The organism is Myroides sp. LJL119 (genome assembly GCF_054871605.1).
In genome coordinates this window covers 140266-159856 of sequence record NZ_JBTXLO010000005.1, presented here as the reverse complement: position 1 = coordinate 159856, position 19591 = coordinate 140266, and the positions used below count along the sequence as shown (strand labels likewise).

General features: G+C 33.9%; 4 protein-coding genes. 2 read left to right on the top strand and 2 right to left on the bottom strand.

Annotated elements, in window-relative coordinates:
- The first annotated feature begins 296 nt into the window (after positions 1-296).
- Positions 297-1514: a serine hydrolase domain-containing protein gene (locus ACYSNV_RS08130; RefSeq protein WP_461762065.1), complete on the top strand. Its 1218-nt coding sequence runs from the start codon at positions 297-299 to the stop codon at positions 1512-1514.
- Between the two features lie 506 nt (positions 1515-2020).
- On the opposite strand, the gene ACYSNV_RS08125 is transcribed toward ACYSNV_RS08130, so the two are convergent.
- Both ACYSNV_RS08125 and ACYSNV_RS08120 read right to left on the bottom strand, forming a co-directional pair.
- Positions 2021-4978: a DUF3427 domain-containing protein gene (locus tag ACYSNV_RS08125; protein ID WP_461762064.1), complete on the bottom strand. Its 2958-nt coding sequence runs from the start codon at positions 4976-4978 to the stop codon at positions 2021-2023.
- A 2-nt stretch (positions 4979-4980) separates the two neighbouring features.
- Entirely contained in the window at positions 4981-5376 is a 396-nt protein-coding gene (locus ACYSNV_RS08120; protein ID WP_461762063.1) for a (deoxy)nucleoside triphosphate pyrophosphohydrolase, read from the bottom strand.
- A gap of 705 nt (positions 5377-6081) precedes the next feature.
- On the opposite strand from ACYSNV_RS08120, the gene ACYSNV_RS08115 reads away from it, so the two are divergent.
- Positions 6082-19584, top strand: a complete 13503-nt coding sequence (locus tag ACYSNV_RS08115) for an MBG domain-containing protein (protein ID WP_461762062.1) — start codon at positions 6082-6084, stop codon at positions 19582-19584.
- Positions 19585-19591 lie beyond the last annotated feature (7 nt).

The window sequence follows — 19591 nt, the reverse complement described above, 5'->3', positions numbered from 1 at the left end:
TAATTCTCTAAAGGATATAAAACCAGGTTTGATGAAGAATTTAAATTCTTTATCAAATCTGGGCATTATAAGATTTATTTAGCGAATTTTGTGGTATCCTTAACTGGAAGGGGCTAGAAAAAATATTATTTATGGAATAAGTTACAGAGTATAATATTTCACTATAATAGAGTGAGCGTATTATTTAAATTTCTTTTCATGTTTTATTTACATAGTTTATTAGCCTTTAGGTTATATTCCTCCGAAAAAAAACAATAATTTATTTCTAATTCACAATAGCAATCTCTAAAAAAATTATGATCACTAAAAAACCATTTTTCCTATTTCTGTTTTTCCTATTTAGTTCACTAAGTCTTATAGCTCAAGACAATAAAATTCTACAAGTAAAATCGCCCGATAATGAACTTGCAGAAATACCTGGACAAACCATGGGACAGAAACTTGAAAGTTTACTTTTTTGGTCGCAAGAACAAAGGGAACGCCGCTTCCCAATCATGCATGCTATTTTTCCGAGTATTTCTATTTCTTCTTCTGCTCAAAGTACGCCGCTTGAAACCTATAATAATATAACCCCAAAGTGGGAAGACGACACGATTTTGGATACCTACATGAATGACAACCATGTTCAGGGTGTTATCGTAATAAAAGATAATTATATTCGCCTAGAAAAATATGCTGAGCAAAGTAATAAAGAGACGCTTTGGACTTCTTTTTCTGTAGCAAAATCTGTTTCTTCGATGTTGGTTGGAGTCGCTTTACAACAAGGCGATATTGAGAGTTTAGAGGATCCTTTAAAAAAATATATCCATGAGTTTAACGGACATGATTACGGAGAAGTAACTGTTCGACAATTATTAACCATGACCTCGGGTATTGCTTGGAATGAAGATTATGAAGATCCAAAATCAGATGTCGCACAAATGTACAAGGGAGAATGTCAAGGCAGTGAATCACATATTTTGACTTATATGAAGCCTTTAAAATTTGCATATAAACCGGGTACGCATTGGAACTACAGTACTGGTGAAACTGATTTAGTGGGAATTCTAGTTCAGAAAGCCACAGGAAAAAGCTTAGCGGATTATATTTCTGAAAAGATTTGGAAACCATTTGGAATGGAGTATTCTGCCTATTGGTTAGCGGATGAATGCAGTGATCTTAATTTAGGTGGTAGTGGACTTTCGGCTAGTTTAAGAGATTTCGCACGTTTAGGAATGCTAATGTTGGGTAAGGGTGAAATTGGAGATGAAAAAATTCTTTCAGACCAGTGGCTTAAAGATGCTACGTCAGTACTTTATCCAACCAATGACCAGGGCGATGGTTATGGTTATTTGTGGTGGGTTTTTAAGGATGGAAGTTATGGCGCTTTCGGAATTTTTGGTCAAATGATTTATATCAATCCACACAAAAATCTTGTAATTGCTCAAATGGCAGCTTGGCCAAAAGCTAGCTCTAAGGAGCTCACTGCTCATAGACAGTCTTTTATCGATGCTGTTCAACGTGTAATTGATTAAAAAGGCATGATGGCAAAAAAGTAACACTAATTAAAATCGCTTGCATCGTAGTTTTAAGACATTGAAATATGTTTTTAATTATTTCTTAGTTTTTCTATAATCATTTAGTTTGTGTCATGTATGGGGTGCCGTTTATCCCTTGTAAAATCTTATAAGTACTTAAGTTTAAAATATTGAACTAGAGGGTGTGTAGGTATATATTTTGAAGAAAGTAGACAATCAGTCGACCCGAATACTTACTAGATATTTAATCTTGTTAAATAGTTTGAGGTTTAACTATGAGAATTTGAGGGTATTACTTTCCTTGTGAAGGATAGAAATGTCTAATTTTGGAATTTCACCCTACCTACTACTTTGTAGTGCTTTACCAAAAATACTTATGTAGAAACTTATCACAATACTTTATAAGCACTCTGGTCTAAGCTGAATTGAAAATAGGCATTTCATTTTAGACCGGAATGCGCATTAATATGTAAATACTTAATAGTGGCTTATTATAAACAGAACTATTTATTGATAATATAATTATACAGCGATTCTTTAACTGGGTAATCTAACAAGAAGGTAACCTCTACTACTTTTGTTTTATTTCCTGTAGTGCTTGGCATATAACTTTGCTTAAAACTATCCATAATGGGTTTTAAGGATCCCATAAAGTAAAAGTCTGCTCCTTCATCATTATCTTTTTTAATAAAAAGATAGATGCCAATATTATTTAAGGCATGTTCTTGTAAGGTGATAATTTCGGGACTATTTAAAGATCGGTTGCTTTTACTCATCCACTGAAAAGTTGAATTGTCTATAAAGCCATCTTCGTATTTAGTTGTCTCACTTATTCCTTCTTGTTTATGGTAATTCACAAAAATAGGAAAAGCTGTATTTGAGTCATTTATTTTATACCCACCGATGTTTAAACCAACAGGATTTATTGATTCGTTTAAGATTCTATAGACGTCTTTTCTACTGTATTTCTCATTTAATATAAAACCTGCTTCAACTTGGTAATTCTCCCTAATTAATTTTTGTGTGTAGATTAATAAAGCACACTTTACACTATCTGAAATGTATTCATTAAAAACTGGGTTATACTTTAGTATTGCTTTATATTCCTTGGAAAGATTAAGCATATGGTTTTCTTGTACTACTACGTTATATAAAGACTTCTGTTTTAAAAAGTCCGAGTTTCTTAGGGTTACATTTTTTTTATTATATTTTGTTGTAGTGAAATCGAAATTAATATTTCTCACGGCGGACTCTACATCTTGATTAGTGATGTCAAATTCAAAAGTGGCTTTAAAACCATCTTTTAAATCTTGTATTGAAATACCTTGGTTATTTTTAAGTAACTGTTTTATAATATAAGTTTCCAGTATGCGCTTGGCATTGTTTATCTCAGAATCAAAATAGCGTAAGATATTTTGTAAATCAGAGTCTATATGATCAGTTTGTGTTTTTTCAAAATATCTTACTGCATTGTAATATGAACCAAACTCCGATACATACAGATAAGGATCTCTAGAACCATATTCAATAAAATCAACCATGCTAGGAGTATGGCCTAATTTGTACTTTAATAGGGTATAGTCATGTTGTAAGTCTTTCTTTTTACTAAGATTGGTGGAGTTTATAGAATCAAATATCCTTTGTTTAGAAACCAAATCAAACTCAACAGTCGAAGCTCCTGGTAGAAGTAAGCTCCCTTGGCTAATAGTTTTTCTTAAGTGGTCTTTATTATAAGAAGTGTCTCCAAATAAAGCGATAGGAATTAGGTAGTTGTTTTGATAATTACCGATAAAATCAATGATCGTTACATAAGATTTATCTTTAGCCTTACGTAGGCCTCTTCCTAATTGCTGGACAAAGATAATAGCACTTTGTGTGGCCCTTAGCATCACTATCAGATTTACTTTAGGTATATCAATCCCCTCATTAAAAATGTCAACTGTAAAAATAAACTCCAAACGGTCTGGTTGATCTGATTCAAGACTCAAAATGGCATTTTCTCTTTGAGCTTCTGTATTTTTCCCTGAAAGGGCAAGTGATTTATAGCCTTTGCGGTTAAAGATTTTAGCCAGAGATTCTGCTTCTTCTACTTTTGAACAAAACACTAATGCTCTGTACTGCCCGCAGTCGGTAGAGTAATGGTTAACTTTTTCTAAAATGTGCTCTACTCTTGCTTTATCGACAAGCTTATTAAAGTCTGATTTCTCATCAATTAATTCTCCATCAATGGTAAAGTCACTAATCCCATAGTAATGGAAGGTTGTAAGTAAATCTGCCTCTAGGGCTTGATTTAACCTTATTTCATAGGCAATATTATGATCAAACAAACCATAGATATCCTGCTCATCGGTTCTCTCGGGCGTTGCAGTCATTCCAAGGAAGAATTTGGGAGTGAAATAGTCCAAGATCTTTTGATAAGACTTTGCAGCTGCTCGGTGAGTCTCATCAATTATAATATAGTCAAAATGATCTCTAGCAAATCTATTTAAGGTATCGTCCCGGTTAATAGTTTGCACGGTTGAAAAGATGTAATCTTTATCAAAGTCCTTATTATCTTTATCTAAAAGTCCATAATGAATTTTAGTAGTCGAATCAATATTGTATCCAATTATCTTTTCAAAAGAAGCCATGGATTTACTAGCGATATTACTTCGGTGTACAATAAAGAGTACTTTTTTTGCTTTAAAATTCTTTACGTCAAAGGCCGATAGATAAGTTTTACCAGTTCCAGTAGCTGAAATAAGTAAAGCTTTTTTGGCCCCATTTTCTCGTAATTTTTTAAGATTCTCCAATGCTTGTTTTTGCATTGTGTTTGGAGTTATCTTATTGGGTTCAAAAGATATGAGGTATTTATCTACATTAGCTCGCGCTTTTTTAATTTGTTCGTATTCTACTTTGTATTTCTCAATAAATTCTTGAGTTACTAAAATGGAATTTTCTCTTATTAGTTTCTGTTCACCAATAACTTGTCTGGCTAACTCGGAATCTACAAGAGAATTAGTTTTTATGTTGAATTCGTAATTTGTAGTTAATGCTTTGTCTGTTAGATTACTACTTCCAATAATAAAGGTGAATGTATTATCTATGTTAAAGGTATAACATTTAGCATGAAAGTCATTTTTTGTATCAATTCGCAACTCTATATTCTTATACCTTAATAATATCTCTAGGGCATAAGGACTAGTGAAATTTAGGTACTTTGATACAATTATAGTCCCTTTAACTCCTTTATCTTGGAGTTGATCAAGTGTGGTGATTAAAACAGCAAGTCCTCCTTTGGTTAAAAAAGCAACACTAAAAGTAAATTCTTGACATTCTAGTAAAAGAGATAGAACACTAGATAGAACTTTCTTTTGTTTTTTAAAATCATTAATAAGTATTTCCGGTCGATATTTAACCACTGAGGGGTATAAATGATCGACATAGCCAGTTCTTAGGCTATCTAGAAAATGATTTTGCATGATTATTTCTCTTTAAGTAGTTTGTCGATAATAGGAATATCTGCTGCTGCCCAGTCTAAAGAATCCAGTTTATTTAAGGTTAACCATTTATAGGAAAGGTGCTCATTTAATTGAAAATCTAAATTTGCAGCTGTACACAAATAACAATGCATAATTAGATTAAAATCTGGATAGGTGTGATTAACGGTCATAAAAAAGTTGTTAATTGTTATTTCCCAATTTAACTCTTCTTTAATCTCTCTTAAAAGTGCTTCTTCTTTGGTTTCATTAGGTTCAACTTTTCCACCTGGAAATTCATATTTATAGGCTAAATATTCCTTAGAATTAGTATTTCTTTGAGCGCAAAAAAATTCATTATCTTTTTTTATGATTGCAGCTACAACCTCAATAGTTTTCATTATCTACTTTTTTACATTTATCGTAAAGATATACATCAACAAGATAAATCCCAATCTTTTCAAATATTAATAAGAGGTAAATGGTTACTAATTGTTTTTGGCAGAAATTCTATGAAGCTATTTTAAGATATCAAGTTTATTTTCTCAATTAATGACTAATAAAGAAAAGGGTAGGGAGATTAGTATACTTTTAAAGCGAGTTAGATTTATAAAATTCTTTAAGAATTAAAATCACGAGAAAAAACACTCTAGATATAACCCCAAAAAGTGTCTGTCTTTTTGCAGTATGTCTAAAATCAAAGCAAAGATGGACTTTTTCTGATTCTGTAAAATTTAACACCTATTTATTTAACGATTCTCATCCAATTATTTTTTTAATAAAAATCAGATAGGATAGGATTATAAACAAATAAGTAAAATAGTAATTGGCTGTTTTTTTATTGTTTTTAACAAAAAAAGTTACAATAAGTTAATAATTAGCTTATTATAAATTGGATATAATTCTTTATAAGGTTTACCGGGCAATGATCTAAAGAAGTTAACAAAAAACATTATGGTGTTTTTTATGTTTTTCTTTTCTTTTTTTGATAATTGTTAATTTTATTATTTTCTTTTTGTTTTAATATTGTGTTATTTTATTAATTTTACTAAAATTAACAATTATAGTTTTTTTTAGTAATAGAATGTAAATTAATAAGCAAGCATATGTTTAGACTACTACAATGTTGTATAGCTCTTTTTTTTGTTACAACCACTCTAGCTCAAAGTGGTGGAATTGAGTTAGCACCTACAAAAGACAATGTAATTTATGTTTCTCCAAATGGAACAGGTGATGGATCATCTTGGGCAAATTCGGTGGATTTAGCCGAAGCTTTGCGGTGGGTAAAAGGTAAAGATGGATACAAAATTTGGATTAAAGAAGGGACTTACCTGCCCAAATACGATGTTCGATATAATTACGATACTCAGGAGATTTCTGCTACTAAAGACCCACAGAAAGGTGGTTTTGTTATAACTTCTAGTATTGAGATTTATGGTGGATTTAAAGGCGATGAAACGAGCTTGAATCAAAGAGATTGGGCGGCTAATAAGACCTATTTAAGTGGAGATTTAGCAGGATCTACTAAAGTAAGTAATCAGGGAGAATTACCTGTTACAATAAAAGATAATACAAAAAATACAGCAAGGGTTTTGTATATCGCGGCTAAAGAAAACGCAAAGATTATAGTGGATGGAGTAATTATTTATGGAGGTTATGCCAAAGATGGGGGCCTTACTATTTTTCAAGGGACTAGTAGTTTTGCTAGCAATAATAGTGCAGCTTTAGGGGTTATTACACAAAGTACAGATGCTAAAAATATTGATATAGTTTTCTCACATGTTCATTTTTATGGTAATTATTCTGTAGGTAATGGTGCGGTATATTCCTCTACTGGAAACGATAAATATAGTATAGGGGTTAATAATAATAGTAATAATTCTATTTATTTTGTTAACTGTTTATTAGAGCGAAATTATAGCGCTAATTCAGCCGGATCTATTATGATTGAAGATAGTAGCCATTTAGTGCTTTTAAATTCGACCATAGCAAATAATTATGCAAGCTTATTTGCAGGGGGACCTAAATTTGAATTTTATGGTTACGCTAGTAAACCACTTTCTTCCAGTACAGCGATTTGGAATTCTATTATTTATGAAAATAGAGGAGTGAAAAATTTTAACGAAATTCAATATGTCACAAATATCGCCGCAGTTCTAAGGGATACCGTTGGTAGTAGTGTGATTGGGAGAAACGACAATAATAGTATTGACCCTATTCCAACGGCAAATAACGTAGGGGGAAACTCCCGTACTGACTTAGTGTTTTATAAAAATACTAATATTAACGAGCATCCTTATTTTTCAATAAACCCTATAGGTAAGAACAAAAAAATATACGGTGGGAATAAAGCTGAATATGAAAAAGTAATTAACAAATTTGGTTTGGATTCCCGAGATTTTAACGCAAAACCTAGAAATGGGAATATAAGTGTAACACAAGGTGCTTATGAAATGCAATGTGATTTTGTGCCGGCCCCTGTTACTCAAACCGAGGTGATTTATGCCATTGGGGATACTCCTAAAGCTTTAGAGGCTACTGGAGATAACCTTTATTGGGCCCCAAGTGATAAAGACGGAGATATTGATGTAGATAAAATTTCTCAAAATCCTATTACACCTGATATAAGTAAAGTGGGTACTTTTACTTATTATGTATATAGCCAAGCTGAGAATTACTGCATAAGTGAAATTGTGGAAATTAAAGTAAAAGTAGTACAACAAGCCATTAAAGTTGAGGTAGATAGTTTTGATAAATTTTATGGTGAAGAGGATCCGGAATTCACTTACAACTTAGCAGAAGGTAGTAAACTTCCTAATGGGATTACCTTCATTGGAGCATTAGCTAGGGAAGATTCGGAAGAAATAGGTACTTATAATATAAATAAAGGGACCCTTAGTTTTAGCAAGGATGCCGATAAATACGATTTGATAGTTATTCCTGGTACATTGACTATTAACCCTGCAATAGTTCAGATTGTGCCAACCACCTTGTCTAAGTATTTTGGACAGGATGAACCTGTTTTAAATTATACGGTCAATACTCTTGAGGGGGTATATAAAGATGGGGGAATTACCGGAGAATTAACCCGTGAGCCTGGAGAGGATGTTGAAAAGTATCTTTTTTTAACTACGAGTTTACAAAGTGCTAAGGGAAAAAATGACAAAGATTTCTATACTATTAAAATTAGTCAAGATGATCGTTTTCAGATTCTTCCAGCGGAACTGCAAATTATTCCAAAACAAGGGCAAAGTAAGGTATATGGAGAGAAGGATCCATATTTAGAGTTTGATACAAATCTTATAAAAGGAAAATTAGACATCCAAGAATTAAATATACAATTAACTAGGGAACAGGGTGAGAATGTAGAAAAGTACCTTATCAAATTAGCCGACGATTATGAGACTAACACCAATATTGACGTAGAGTTTAACTCCGGTGTTTTTTTTAATATTACAAAAAGAGATTTAACACTAACTCCTACCCCGGTAAGCACAGTTTACGGAAGTGATTCTGTTGATATTCCCTATGAGATAACAAGTGGTTCTTTAGCCCCAGGAGATGAACTTCAGGGGAGTTTAAATCGCTCGTGTCCTACTTGTAATGATGTGGATACTTATTTTATTAATGGGGAGAATTTAGAGATAAACAATAGCCTTACACAGGAAAGCAGAAGTGAGAACTATAATTTTATAGTAATACCAGAAGTTACCTATACAATTTTACCGGCTGATATTACTATTACAGCTGATGATATAAACATAACTTTTAATGAAAATCAACCTGATTTATCATATCACATTAGCCAAGGAGAACTTTTCTACCAGGATGAAATATCAGGAAGTTTAACTAGAGAGCCTGGAAACGATGTAGGAAATTATGATATTTCAACTAGTGAGCTTACTGTTATACCTAATGTTAAGAATTACAATATTACTCGCAAAGACGGGGTTTTTACTATTAGTAAGGCTCGTTTTGAAGGAATTACCTTAGAGTCCGTAACCTATGAATATGATGGTAAAGAGGTTTCAGTTTCCGTACAAGGTGCAGAAGGTCAACCATTTTTAGGTGATGTAGTTTATACCTATTATAACAAGGGAGATAGAGATAATCCTTTGTTAACTAACCCTGTTGATGCAGGAGAATATGAAGTACAGGCTAGTTTAACTAATCCTAATTATGAGGAATTGAACTTATGGGCAAATTTGGTTATTACACCAAGTAATGACTTTGGTATTATCGAATTAAAAAACAAAAGCTTTGTTTATGATGGCTCTATAAAGAGCATAGAAGCAAGTGGAGAGGGAATTTTAGATACCGATGAGTTTATATACTCCTATACCAACGATTCACAAGTTGTACAACCAGAAGATGTAATTAACGTTGGTGTATATAAGGTTATTGCTACTTTAAATCGTAGTCCTAATTATGTGCAGTGGCAAAGTGAGGCTTTTTTAAGCATAAATCCAGCTGAAATAACAGGACTTACTTTTGATAGTAAGAATGTAACAGCTACAGGTAGTCCTATTCAAGTAGAAGTTACCGGAGACCAGGCCGACAATTTTGATATACAATACACCTATTTTAAGCAAGACAATACACCTTTTGATCCGAATCAATATCCAAGTCTACCCGGTACATATAAGGTTAAAGCAGTAGCTAATGGTGATTCTGAATCTCCAAATTATAATTCTAATTATAATTCATGGGAAAAGGTTATTGATTTAACTATTGTAGCAATTCAAGCCGATGGGAATATGAATTCACAAGAAGTAGATTATAATGGGAAACCACACTTTTTGGTAGTAGAAGGTACTAATTTACCTCCACAAGATCAAATAGTTTATACATATACTAATAACGCTATTCCAAGTGAGGTTTATACCCAAGCAAATCCTCCTGTAAAAGCGGGAGTATATAATGTTGTTGCGCAGATTCCCGCATATAACGTACCTAATGGACCTTCAATTGATGCTAAAACTCTTGAATCTACGTTAACCATTACCCAGATAGAAGCGCCTTTTTTAAAAATCACTAGTGTTTCCGAGATGTATGAGGGTAAGAAACTGGATTTCCCTGTAGAGTTAGAGCCTTCTGTTGACGGGGCAACATTCACATCGTCAATAATATATAAACAAGGTGATAATGTTATTTCAGACGGACCAATAGATGTTGGTCAATATGATGTTGAGATTACTCTTGAAGGTTCTAGTGATGATAGTAAAAGAAATTACAAAACTACTTTTAGAACAGGTACTTTTATAATAACAAAAGCTACTTTGGATCTGAGTTTTAATAGTGCTAATTTTTCTTATGATGGAACACCTAAATCACTAGTAGTAATTGATAATCAAACCGGAGAAGTAGTAGAGGCAGGTAAGGTGCAATACAATAATAATCAAAAGACCCAAGTAGGAGAATATAATGTCACGGCTACTGTAAATTATGGAGATAATTATACTCAAAAAGAATTGCAGGCTACTTTAACCATAGTAGCAAAAGAACTGTATATAAAGGCTAATGGACAAAAAACAGTGTATGGTCAGACCATCGCTGCGCCTACCTATCAAGTTGAAGGGTTAGTTCAAGGACAAGATAAAGAGCAGCAGTTAACCGGTAGCTTAGCTTATTATTTAGCAGATAAACAGATTGCAAGTCCTAAAGATGTTAATACCTACGATATTTTACAAGGAACTCTACGTCCTTCCAATGAAAATTATATTATTAAATCTTACGTATCGGCTAATTTAGAGATTACCAAGGCGAATTTAAAGATACAGCCCGATGTTGTTTTGCAAGTTTATGGGAACTCGGATATATCTCCTATTGAATACACTTATCAAGGACTTATTTCTTCTGATAATATAGCCAATGTATTGCAAGGTGAATTATCTAGATCAGAAGGAATTAAGGTAGGTCGCTATGCTGTTTCTTTGGGAACACTAAAAGATATTTCGGGAAATTATAATATAGAATTACAACCTACCAATTATACCATTATCCCAAGAGAGTTGATTGTTATAGCAAGCCCGGTAAGCGTGTCTTATGGTCAAGAGATTCCTGATTTTAAATGGGAGGCTGTCAATTTTGCCTTTGATGATACGGATGATTTGTTTATAGGAGGTTTGTATAGAGAGGATAATAACCTTAATGTTGGGACATATCCTATTTTAGGAGATCGTTTATCTGCCGGAGAGAATTATACGATTCAATATAAGGGTGCGAATTTACAAATTCTAGCCAAAGAATTGCTAGTAACAGCCCAGGCTAATACAAAAGTTTACGGCGATAAAGACCCTGTGTTAAGTTATAAAGTACAGGGCTTGGCTTATGGGGATAATAGTAGCGGTGCTTTACAAGGTAGTTTGGCAAGACAACAAGGTGAAGACAAAGGAGTTTATAAGATTCTTCAAGGGGATTTAAGTCCAAGAAACGATAACTATTTTTTTAGTTTTGTAGAAAGTACTTTTACAATCACTCCTGCAACTTTATTTGTTGCAGCTTTGCCAAGCAATAAAACTTATGGAGAGAGTGACCCGGATTTCTCCTATAAAGTAAGTGGATATAAATTAGAGGATCAGAATAATCCTACTGTACTTTCGGGAAGTTTACAAAGAGAAACTCCTACTGTAAATAAAGTAGGGTCTTATTCTATAAATCAAGGTAGTTTAATTACTAATAATAATTATGAAATATCTTATACTAGTTCTCAATTTGTAATTCATCCTGGTACTCTAATTGTTCAAGCTATTGACCATTTTAAAGAGTATGGTGATGTAGATCCAACTCTTACCTATACCGTGAATGGTTTTGTCTATGGAGATACACCTCAGAGTGTTTTGCAAGGCGAATTAAGTCGTGAGACAGGTACCAGAGTTTATGATAACTATAAAATAGAACAGGGTTCTTTAAAGGATATCAGCGGAAACTATCAAATTTATTTCTCTAGTGGTGTGTTTAAAATTATACCAGCGCCATTAATGGTAACAGCTAATAAACAAGCAAAGGTATATGGAGATGTAGATCCATTTTTGAGCTACAATTTAGTTGGTCTAAAGAACAATGACACAGTAGATACGGTATTATTCGGAGCTCTTTCTAGGGAAAGTGGAGAGGATGTTGGGAATTATCAAATACGAAAGGGTAATTTGTTTGCGAGTCCAAATTATGAATTAAACTTTATTTCCAACACCCTTGATATCACTGCCGCTATGTTAGAAATCCAGGCTAAAAAGCAAACCAAAGTATATGGCGCGCCTGATCCTGTTTTTACTTACGATATAAATGGATTAAGTTTTCAAGATAAGATTAAAGATGTACTACAGGGTAGTTTAACCAGAGAACAAGGAGAGAATGTTGGTACTTATAAAATTTTAGCTGATCAGTTAATTATTAATGAGAATTATCACTTAGTATATACACCAAGTGATTTAGAAATTACCAAAGCTCCTTTGACTATCAAGGTAAATGGACAAAGTAAATTTTACGGACAAAACGACCCTATATTAAGTTATAGCCTTAATGGTGTGGCTAATCCAGACCAAGAAAGTAATGTAGTAAAAGGTAAGTTAATTAGAGAACAAGGAGAGAATGTTGGAAAATATAAAGTGTTAGACACAGAACTTGTTGTATCGGATAATTATTCCTATGACTTTATTAATACAGATTTTACCATTACTGCGGCTGTTTTAAATGTAAGGGCAAATAATACAGGTAAAGATTATGGATCAAGTGATCCAGAAGAGTTTACATTTATAAGTAGTGGTTATGGTTTTAATGATACACCTCAGAGCGTTTTAACCGGGGCGCTTTCTAGAACCCAAGGGGAGAGCGTGGGTACATATGCCATAGAACAAGGTACTTTGAAAACCAATGATAATTATACCATGGAGTTTACCCCGGGTAGCTTCTCTATTGTTGCAGGTGAAATTAGCGTTATTGCAGAGCCTGCTACTAAAGTTTATGGATCGGAGGAACCTTTTTTAACTTACCAAGTAATAGGATTAAAAGAAGGAGAACAGGTAGTGGGTAATTTAACTAGAGTCCCTGGTGAGGATGTTGGAAGCTATGACATTAATCAAGGTACTTTAAAGGTAGTAAACAAACAAGGCAATTCTCAGTATAAAATAAATTTTACAAGCTCGGTTTTAAAAATTACACCTGCAAAACTTACAGTTCAAGCCTCTAAGGGTGCGCACAAAGAGTACGGAAGCGAAGATCCGGTTTTCTCTTATACAGTTTCTGGGTTAAAGCATCCTGATACTATGGCAATCTTCGTTGGAGAATTACAAAGAGATCAGGGCCAGGGAATTGGTCAATATAATATAAATCAGGGCGATTTATCGGCAGGGAAAAATTACGAAATTGACTTTATTGGTTCTCAGTTTGTAATTACACCAAAGCAACTAATCATACAAGTTGAGCCTACAGGTAAAGTTTACGGGGCAAAAGATCCTGTTTTAGTATATCACACAGATGGATTATTACAAGGGGATGTTTTAACAGGAAGCTTAAGCCGAGAAGAAGGAGAAAGTGTAGGGGAGTATGAAATAAAACAAGGTACTTTAAAAGCATCTGAAAATTATACTGTATCTTATAAAAAAGCCCTGTTTACAATTTCAAAAGCTCCTTTACGTATAATAGCTGAAAATAACAGTAAGCTTTACGGACAAGTAGATCCGGTGTTGAAATACACAGTTCAAGGACTTGTTAATTCCGATGAAAAAGATCTTGTTGTAAAAGGTGCTTTAAATAGAGCGGCGGGAGAAAGTATTGGCTCTTATGACATTGAGCAAGGTAGTTTAAATGCTGGTGGTAATTATCTGATAGATTTTCAAGAAGCGATTTTTGAGATAAAAAAAGCTCCTATAACCGTTGTTTTAAACAATAAACAAAAGACTTATGGACAAGCAGATCCATATTTTGATTACCAAGTTGTAGGTGAAACCGGATCTGAGGAATTAGTTTTAACAGGTACCCCTATAAGAGAAAAAGGACAAAATGTAGGAGAGTATAAGATAAAAATGGGGTCTTTAACTGCGCCAGCCAATTTTGATGTGACTTTTATCGAAGGAACCTTAACTATAAATCCAAAAGAGTTACAAGTAAAGGCAAATGCGTCTTCCAAGAGTTATACACAAATAGAAGATCCTGAATTGACTTATATCTCTAGTGGTTATGCTTATCAAGATAAGCAAAGTGAGGTTCTAACCGGTAGCTTAACCCGCGAACCTGGAAGTGATGTGGGTGACTATGATATAATGATAGGTAGTTTAAAATCCAATGAAAATTACTTTATAAAATTTGATAGTAATTTATTTTCTATTATACAGTCCCAGGTTAGGATTATTGCCGATAACCAAACTAAAGTCTACGGAGAGCCAGATCAGCCTCTTACCTATACGGTTATTGGCTTGGCTGCTGGGGATAAGGTAAGTGGAGATTTGCAAATAGAAAAAGTGGATGGGAAACAACCTCAGGATGTTGGAGTTTATAAAATTTTACAAGGTAGTTTAACGATAGATAGTAATTATGAAGTAGTTTTTGTAGCGGCAGATTTACATATTACCAAGGCTGATTTGTATATTGATGCTGTGGATACAACCAAAATTTATGGTACTCCAGACCCAGTTTTATCTTATCAGGTAAAAGGTATAGTAAATAACGATACACCTGGGGATGTAATCCAGGGTGAATTAGTTAGAATGGACTCTGAAGATGTTGGTTCTTATGTTATAAGTCAAGGAACTTTAAATGTTAGTGATAATTACCAGTTGTTTTTTCAACCAGCAAGCTTTACGATCTCCAAAGCTGTTTTAACTCTACAGGCCGATAATTTATCGAAGATTTATGGACAAAGTGACCCAGATCTTACCTATAAGGCAACTGGATTGCTTCAAGGAGATAAGTTAACAGGCTCTTTACACCGTAAAGAAGGAAATCTTGTAGGAAATTATCCAATTCTTTTAGGGTCATTAAGCGCTGGTGAGAATTATCAGATAGATTATCAACAGGGAATCTTAAGTATTGAAAAAGCTACTTTACAAGTAGTGGTTAATGATAAAGAGAAAGTGTATGGCGGGGTTGATCCAACTTTAGATTATAGCCTTAAAGGTCTTGTAAATAACGATGCTGCTTATCAGGTGTTATCCGGAAGTTTATTGCGTATTTCAGGAGAAAACGTTGGGAAATATCCTATTGTTCAGGGTAGCTTGTTAAGTAATGGGAATTATAACTTGGAATTTACCCCGGGTGAGCTTGCCATTACAAAGAGCAATTTAACAGTAACTGCTCATGGACAAATCAAAACCTATGGCCAGGCTGATCCTTTATTAACCTATAGTGTAAAGGGACTTAAAAATAAAGATTTGCAAAGCGATGCTATATTAAAGGGGAAACTTTCTCGTGAAAAGGGAGAAAATGTTGGTATTTATGATATAGTTGGGCAAGATTTAGAGGCTTCGGCTAATTATCAATTGATTTATCAAGGGGCAGCTCTACAGATTTCTGCCGCAAACTTAAATGTTAAGGCCAATCCCGATAGTAAAGTACATGGAGATATTGATCCTGAGTTTACTTATTCAGTAACAGGATTTGCATATCAGGATCAGGCTATTGATGTTTTAACAGGAAGTCTTTCTCGTGTTAAAGGCGAAGATATCGGTGTTTATCCAATATTACAGGGAGATCTTGTGGCTAATGCCAATTATAATATAGAATTCAAGGAAAACGAATTTCGTATAACTGAGCTTAGTTCGGTTACTGTAACTGCTCAAAGTAAATTTAAAACCTACGGACAACAAGACCCTAAGTTAACCTATGTGGTATCGGGACTTGCCCAAGGAGAAACATTAAGTGGTAATTTGATCCGAACAGGAAGTAATCAAGTAGGTACTTATGTAATAGAACAAGGAGACTTGCAAGTTTCCTCAGGTAGACCTATTAATTTTATTTCTAGTGAATTAACTATTACTCCTGCTGAATTAACTATTAAACCTCAGGAATTAGAAAATACTAAAGTTTATGGATCTGTAGATCCAATTCTTAGTTATGATATACTAGGGTTAATGTATGATGAATCGCCGGAATTTATTCTAAGTGGTTCATTATCCAGAGATTTTGGTGAAAATGTGGGGAGTTATCCTATAAAATTAGGTAGTTTAAAAGCTAATAGAAATTATAAGGTAAATCTAATTGCTAGTGAATTTAAAATCACCAAGGCAAATGTAACTATAAAGGCTATTTCCAATGAAAAAGTATATGGACAACAAGATCCATTATTGAGTTATGAGATACAAGGCCTACTAGATAAGGATGTTGTTACGGGAAGTTTACAACGAGATCCAGGGCAGAATGTAGGAACTTATAGCATTGTCTTAGGGACATTGGATGTAGGGGATAATTATGAGGTTGGTTTTAAAGGTGCGGAATTTAGTATATTACCAGCTGAGTTAATTATCCAGGCAGATGACAATGGCAAAGTCTATGGAAGTGCTGATCCTATTTTAACCTATCGAGTTACTGGACTGGTTAATAATGATGTGCAAGTAAATGTATTAACAGGAAGCTTAAAACGAGAACCAGGGCAGAACGTAGGTACGTATTCTATTGATCAAGGATCTTTACAGGCTAATACAAACTATCAAATTAACTACACTCCAGGTCATTTCTTTATTACTCCTACTGTTTTAACAGTTACGGCTGAGCAAAAAAGTAAAGTTTATGGACAAAGTGATCCTGCTTTGAGTTTTACCACTCAAGGTCTTACCAATGGAGATCTAGTAGGAGATGTATTTATAGGGGAATTACAAAGACAACCCGGAGAAGATGTGGGCACCTACTTAATTGAGCAAGGTAGTTTAGAGTCTTCTTTAAATTATATGATATTTTTTGAAAGAAATGAGCTTATAATCACACCTAAAACACTTCAAGTAAAGGCCAATTACCTTAGTAAAGTAGAAGGTGATAAAGATCCTTTGTTTACATACTTGGTACATGGAGCAATAGCCTCAGAGGCTACTGAAGATTTAATTATAGGTGATTTAACAAGAGAGCCAGGTGAGAATGTCGGTGTTTATAGAATTGATCAAGGAACTTTACACAGTATCACACCAAACTATACTATTGACTTTACTCCAGGGACATTGATTATTGCTAGAGATCAAATTGTAGTTACGGCCAATTATTTAGCTAAAACTTATGGAAGTAACGATCCGGAGTTGACTTATTCCTTTAGCGGACTCGGTCAGGGACAAAGTATAACCGGTACGCTTACAAGAGAGCCTGGTCAGGATGTGGGGAGTTATGAAATCATGCAAGGTAGTTTAAAAATAAATGATGGTAGTTTAATTTCTTTTTATGGCTCTAATTTAGATATTACACCAAAAATGCTAAAGGTGAAGGCTATCTCTGCACAAAAGATTTATGCAGATCAAGATCCTGGTTTAACATACAGTGTTGATGGCTTAGTAGAAAGCTCAACTCCACAAGATATATTTAGCGGTAGTTTAAAGCGTCAAAGTGGAGAAAACGTGGGTACTTACCTTATTGAAAAAGGAAATTTAAGTCCTAATTCAAATTATCAGATGGATTTCCAAAATGGGGTATTTACTATCTTAAAGGCAAAAGCCACGGTAGAGATTGAAAATCTAACCAAGGATTATGGTCAAATAGATCCACCATTTAAGTACTCTGTGACTGGATTATTAAACAATGACGCTTTACAAGGCGAGCTTTACCGTATTGCGGGGGAAAATGTAGGCGATTATGCCATTACCCCTGGTAGTTTAAGGGCATCTAATAATTATGAGCTTGTTTTTAACCAAGCTAAATTAACCATTTTACCTTCTAATTTACAGGTGATTGCCATGGCTAATGAAAAGATGTACTTACAAGAGGACCCAGTGTTTACTTATCGTGTTACAGGATTAAAAGGATCGGACCAAATTCAAAGTGTTTTAAAAGGAAGTTTATCTCGAGATCTAGGAGAAAATGTTGGCGTATACCCAATTAATATTGGAAGTTTACAATCCAATGCTAACTATAAAATTTCTTTTCAGGGATCGAATTTAACCATCACTGCTTTACCTTTGGAAGTAAAGGCAGATAGGCAAAGCAAAGTTTATGGGACTACTGATCCAAATCTGAGTTATCAGGTTATTGGTTTACCACAAGATGTGGATGCAGATAAAGTTTTTCAAGGAACATTATCACGTGCTATAGGTCAAGATGTAGGCTCTTATCCAATTGGAATTGGAACTTTAAATGCAGGAAGTAATTATAGTGTGGTTTTTACTGGTTCTGAATTACAAATCACCAGAGCTACCTTAGTGGTAGAGGCTCAAGCGAATAGCAAAGTCTATAATCAGATTGACCCTAGTTTAACTATAAAAGTCTTAGGGCTTGTAAATCAAGATACCCAAGAACAGGTTTTATCTGGACAGGTGCAAAGACAACAAGGGGAGAATGCTGGTGTATATCAAATAGAGCAAGGCTCTTTGCAAACTAATAAAAACTATTATTTAAATTTTGTTTCGGCCAACTTTACCATTTTAAAAGCAGATCAAAAGATAATAGGATTTGATAGTGCTATAACGCTGGATTACCCTAAAGAAAAATCGGTACAGTTAAATGCTAGTTCTTCTAGTGGTTTACCTCTAACTTATTCTTATTCTAATATGAGTCCGGCTAATTTCGCTAAGGGAACTTCAAATGGATTTGTGAGTGTTACAGGTCCTGGAGTAATGATAGTTACCGCTATGCAAGAAGGGGATCAGAATTACAATACGGTAGTTGCTAGCCAAGATTTCATTGTGGAAACCAAGGAAAATACTTCTTTAAAGATTGATAAGTTACTTGTAAATGGAGCAGTTTATGATCCAGTTAATACATATCAAGTAGTTGATCTGGGTTGCTTACAAGGTGATTCGCCTGTTGTTATAGAGGTAGTGGCTAATGAAAATTATAGTGTTAAGCCATCTCGAAATATTATTATTCCTGTGGTAAATGGAAAACCTACATCGGATTATGTACTAATTACAGTCTCAGATCAAGACGGATTTACATCTATCTATGAAATTAAGCTTGAGTCTAATGTGGATACATCTAAGATATTAATGACAAAGTATAATAACTTATTGTTCATTAATAATAATCCCAAGACAAATGGAGGCTACGTGTTTGATACTTTTGAAATATTTAAAGAAGGAGAGTTAATCTCAAGTGGGCAGGTATATAGTGCTGGGCCAGTATCAGATGACAAAATTGATTTCACGGCCTCTTATAGTGCTGTTTTAACCACCAAAGATGGTAGAGTTATACAAACTTGTGAAATTAACTTTAAGCAAATGGTTACAAATGCTGTAACAGTGGCTCCTAACCCAGTTAGAGTTGGAGAGAACCTAACAGTGCGATATGATATAGATTCTAATGATTTTCATGGAGCAAGTTACCGATTGTTTTCCGGACAAGGACAGTTAGTGGATTATGGTCAATTGCCTTTAAATGAATCAGCAATACCTATTAAAGAGAATTTAAGCTATGGCGTGTATTACCTAGTGGTAACTCATAATGGCAAACAAAATTCGTTTACAATTATGGTAATTAAATAAAAAGATA

What these genes read in the sequence shown, in the direction of transcription:
- ACYSNV_RS08130 (WP_461762065.1), top strand. Translation starts at nt 297, where the DNA reads ATGATCACTAAAAAACCATTTTTCCTATTTCTGTTTTTCCTATTTAGT.
- ACYSNV_RS08115 (WP_461762062.1), top strand. Translation starts at nt 6,082, where the DNA reads ATGTTTAGACTACTACAATGTTGTATAGCTCTTTTTTTTGTTACAACC.
- ACYSNV_RS08125 (WP_461762064.1), bottom strand. Translation starts at nt 4,978, where the DNA reads ATGCAAAATCATTTTCTAGATAGCCTAAGAACTGGCTATGTCGATCAT.
- ACYSNV_RS08120 (WP_461762063.1), bottom strand. Translation starts at nt 5,376, where the DNA reads ATGAAAACTATTGAGGTTGTAGCTGCAATCATAAAAAAAGATAATGAA.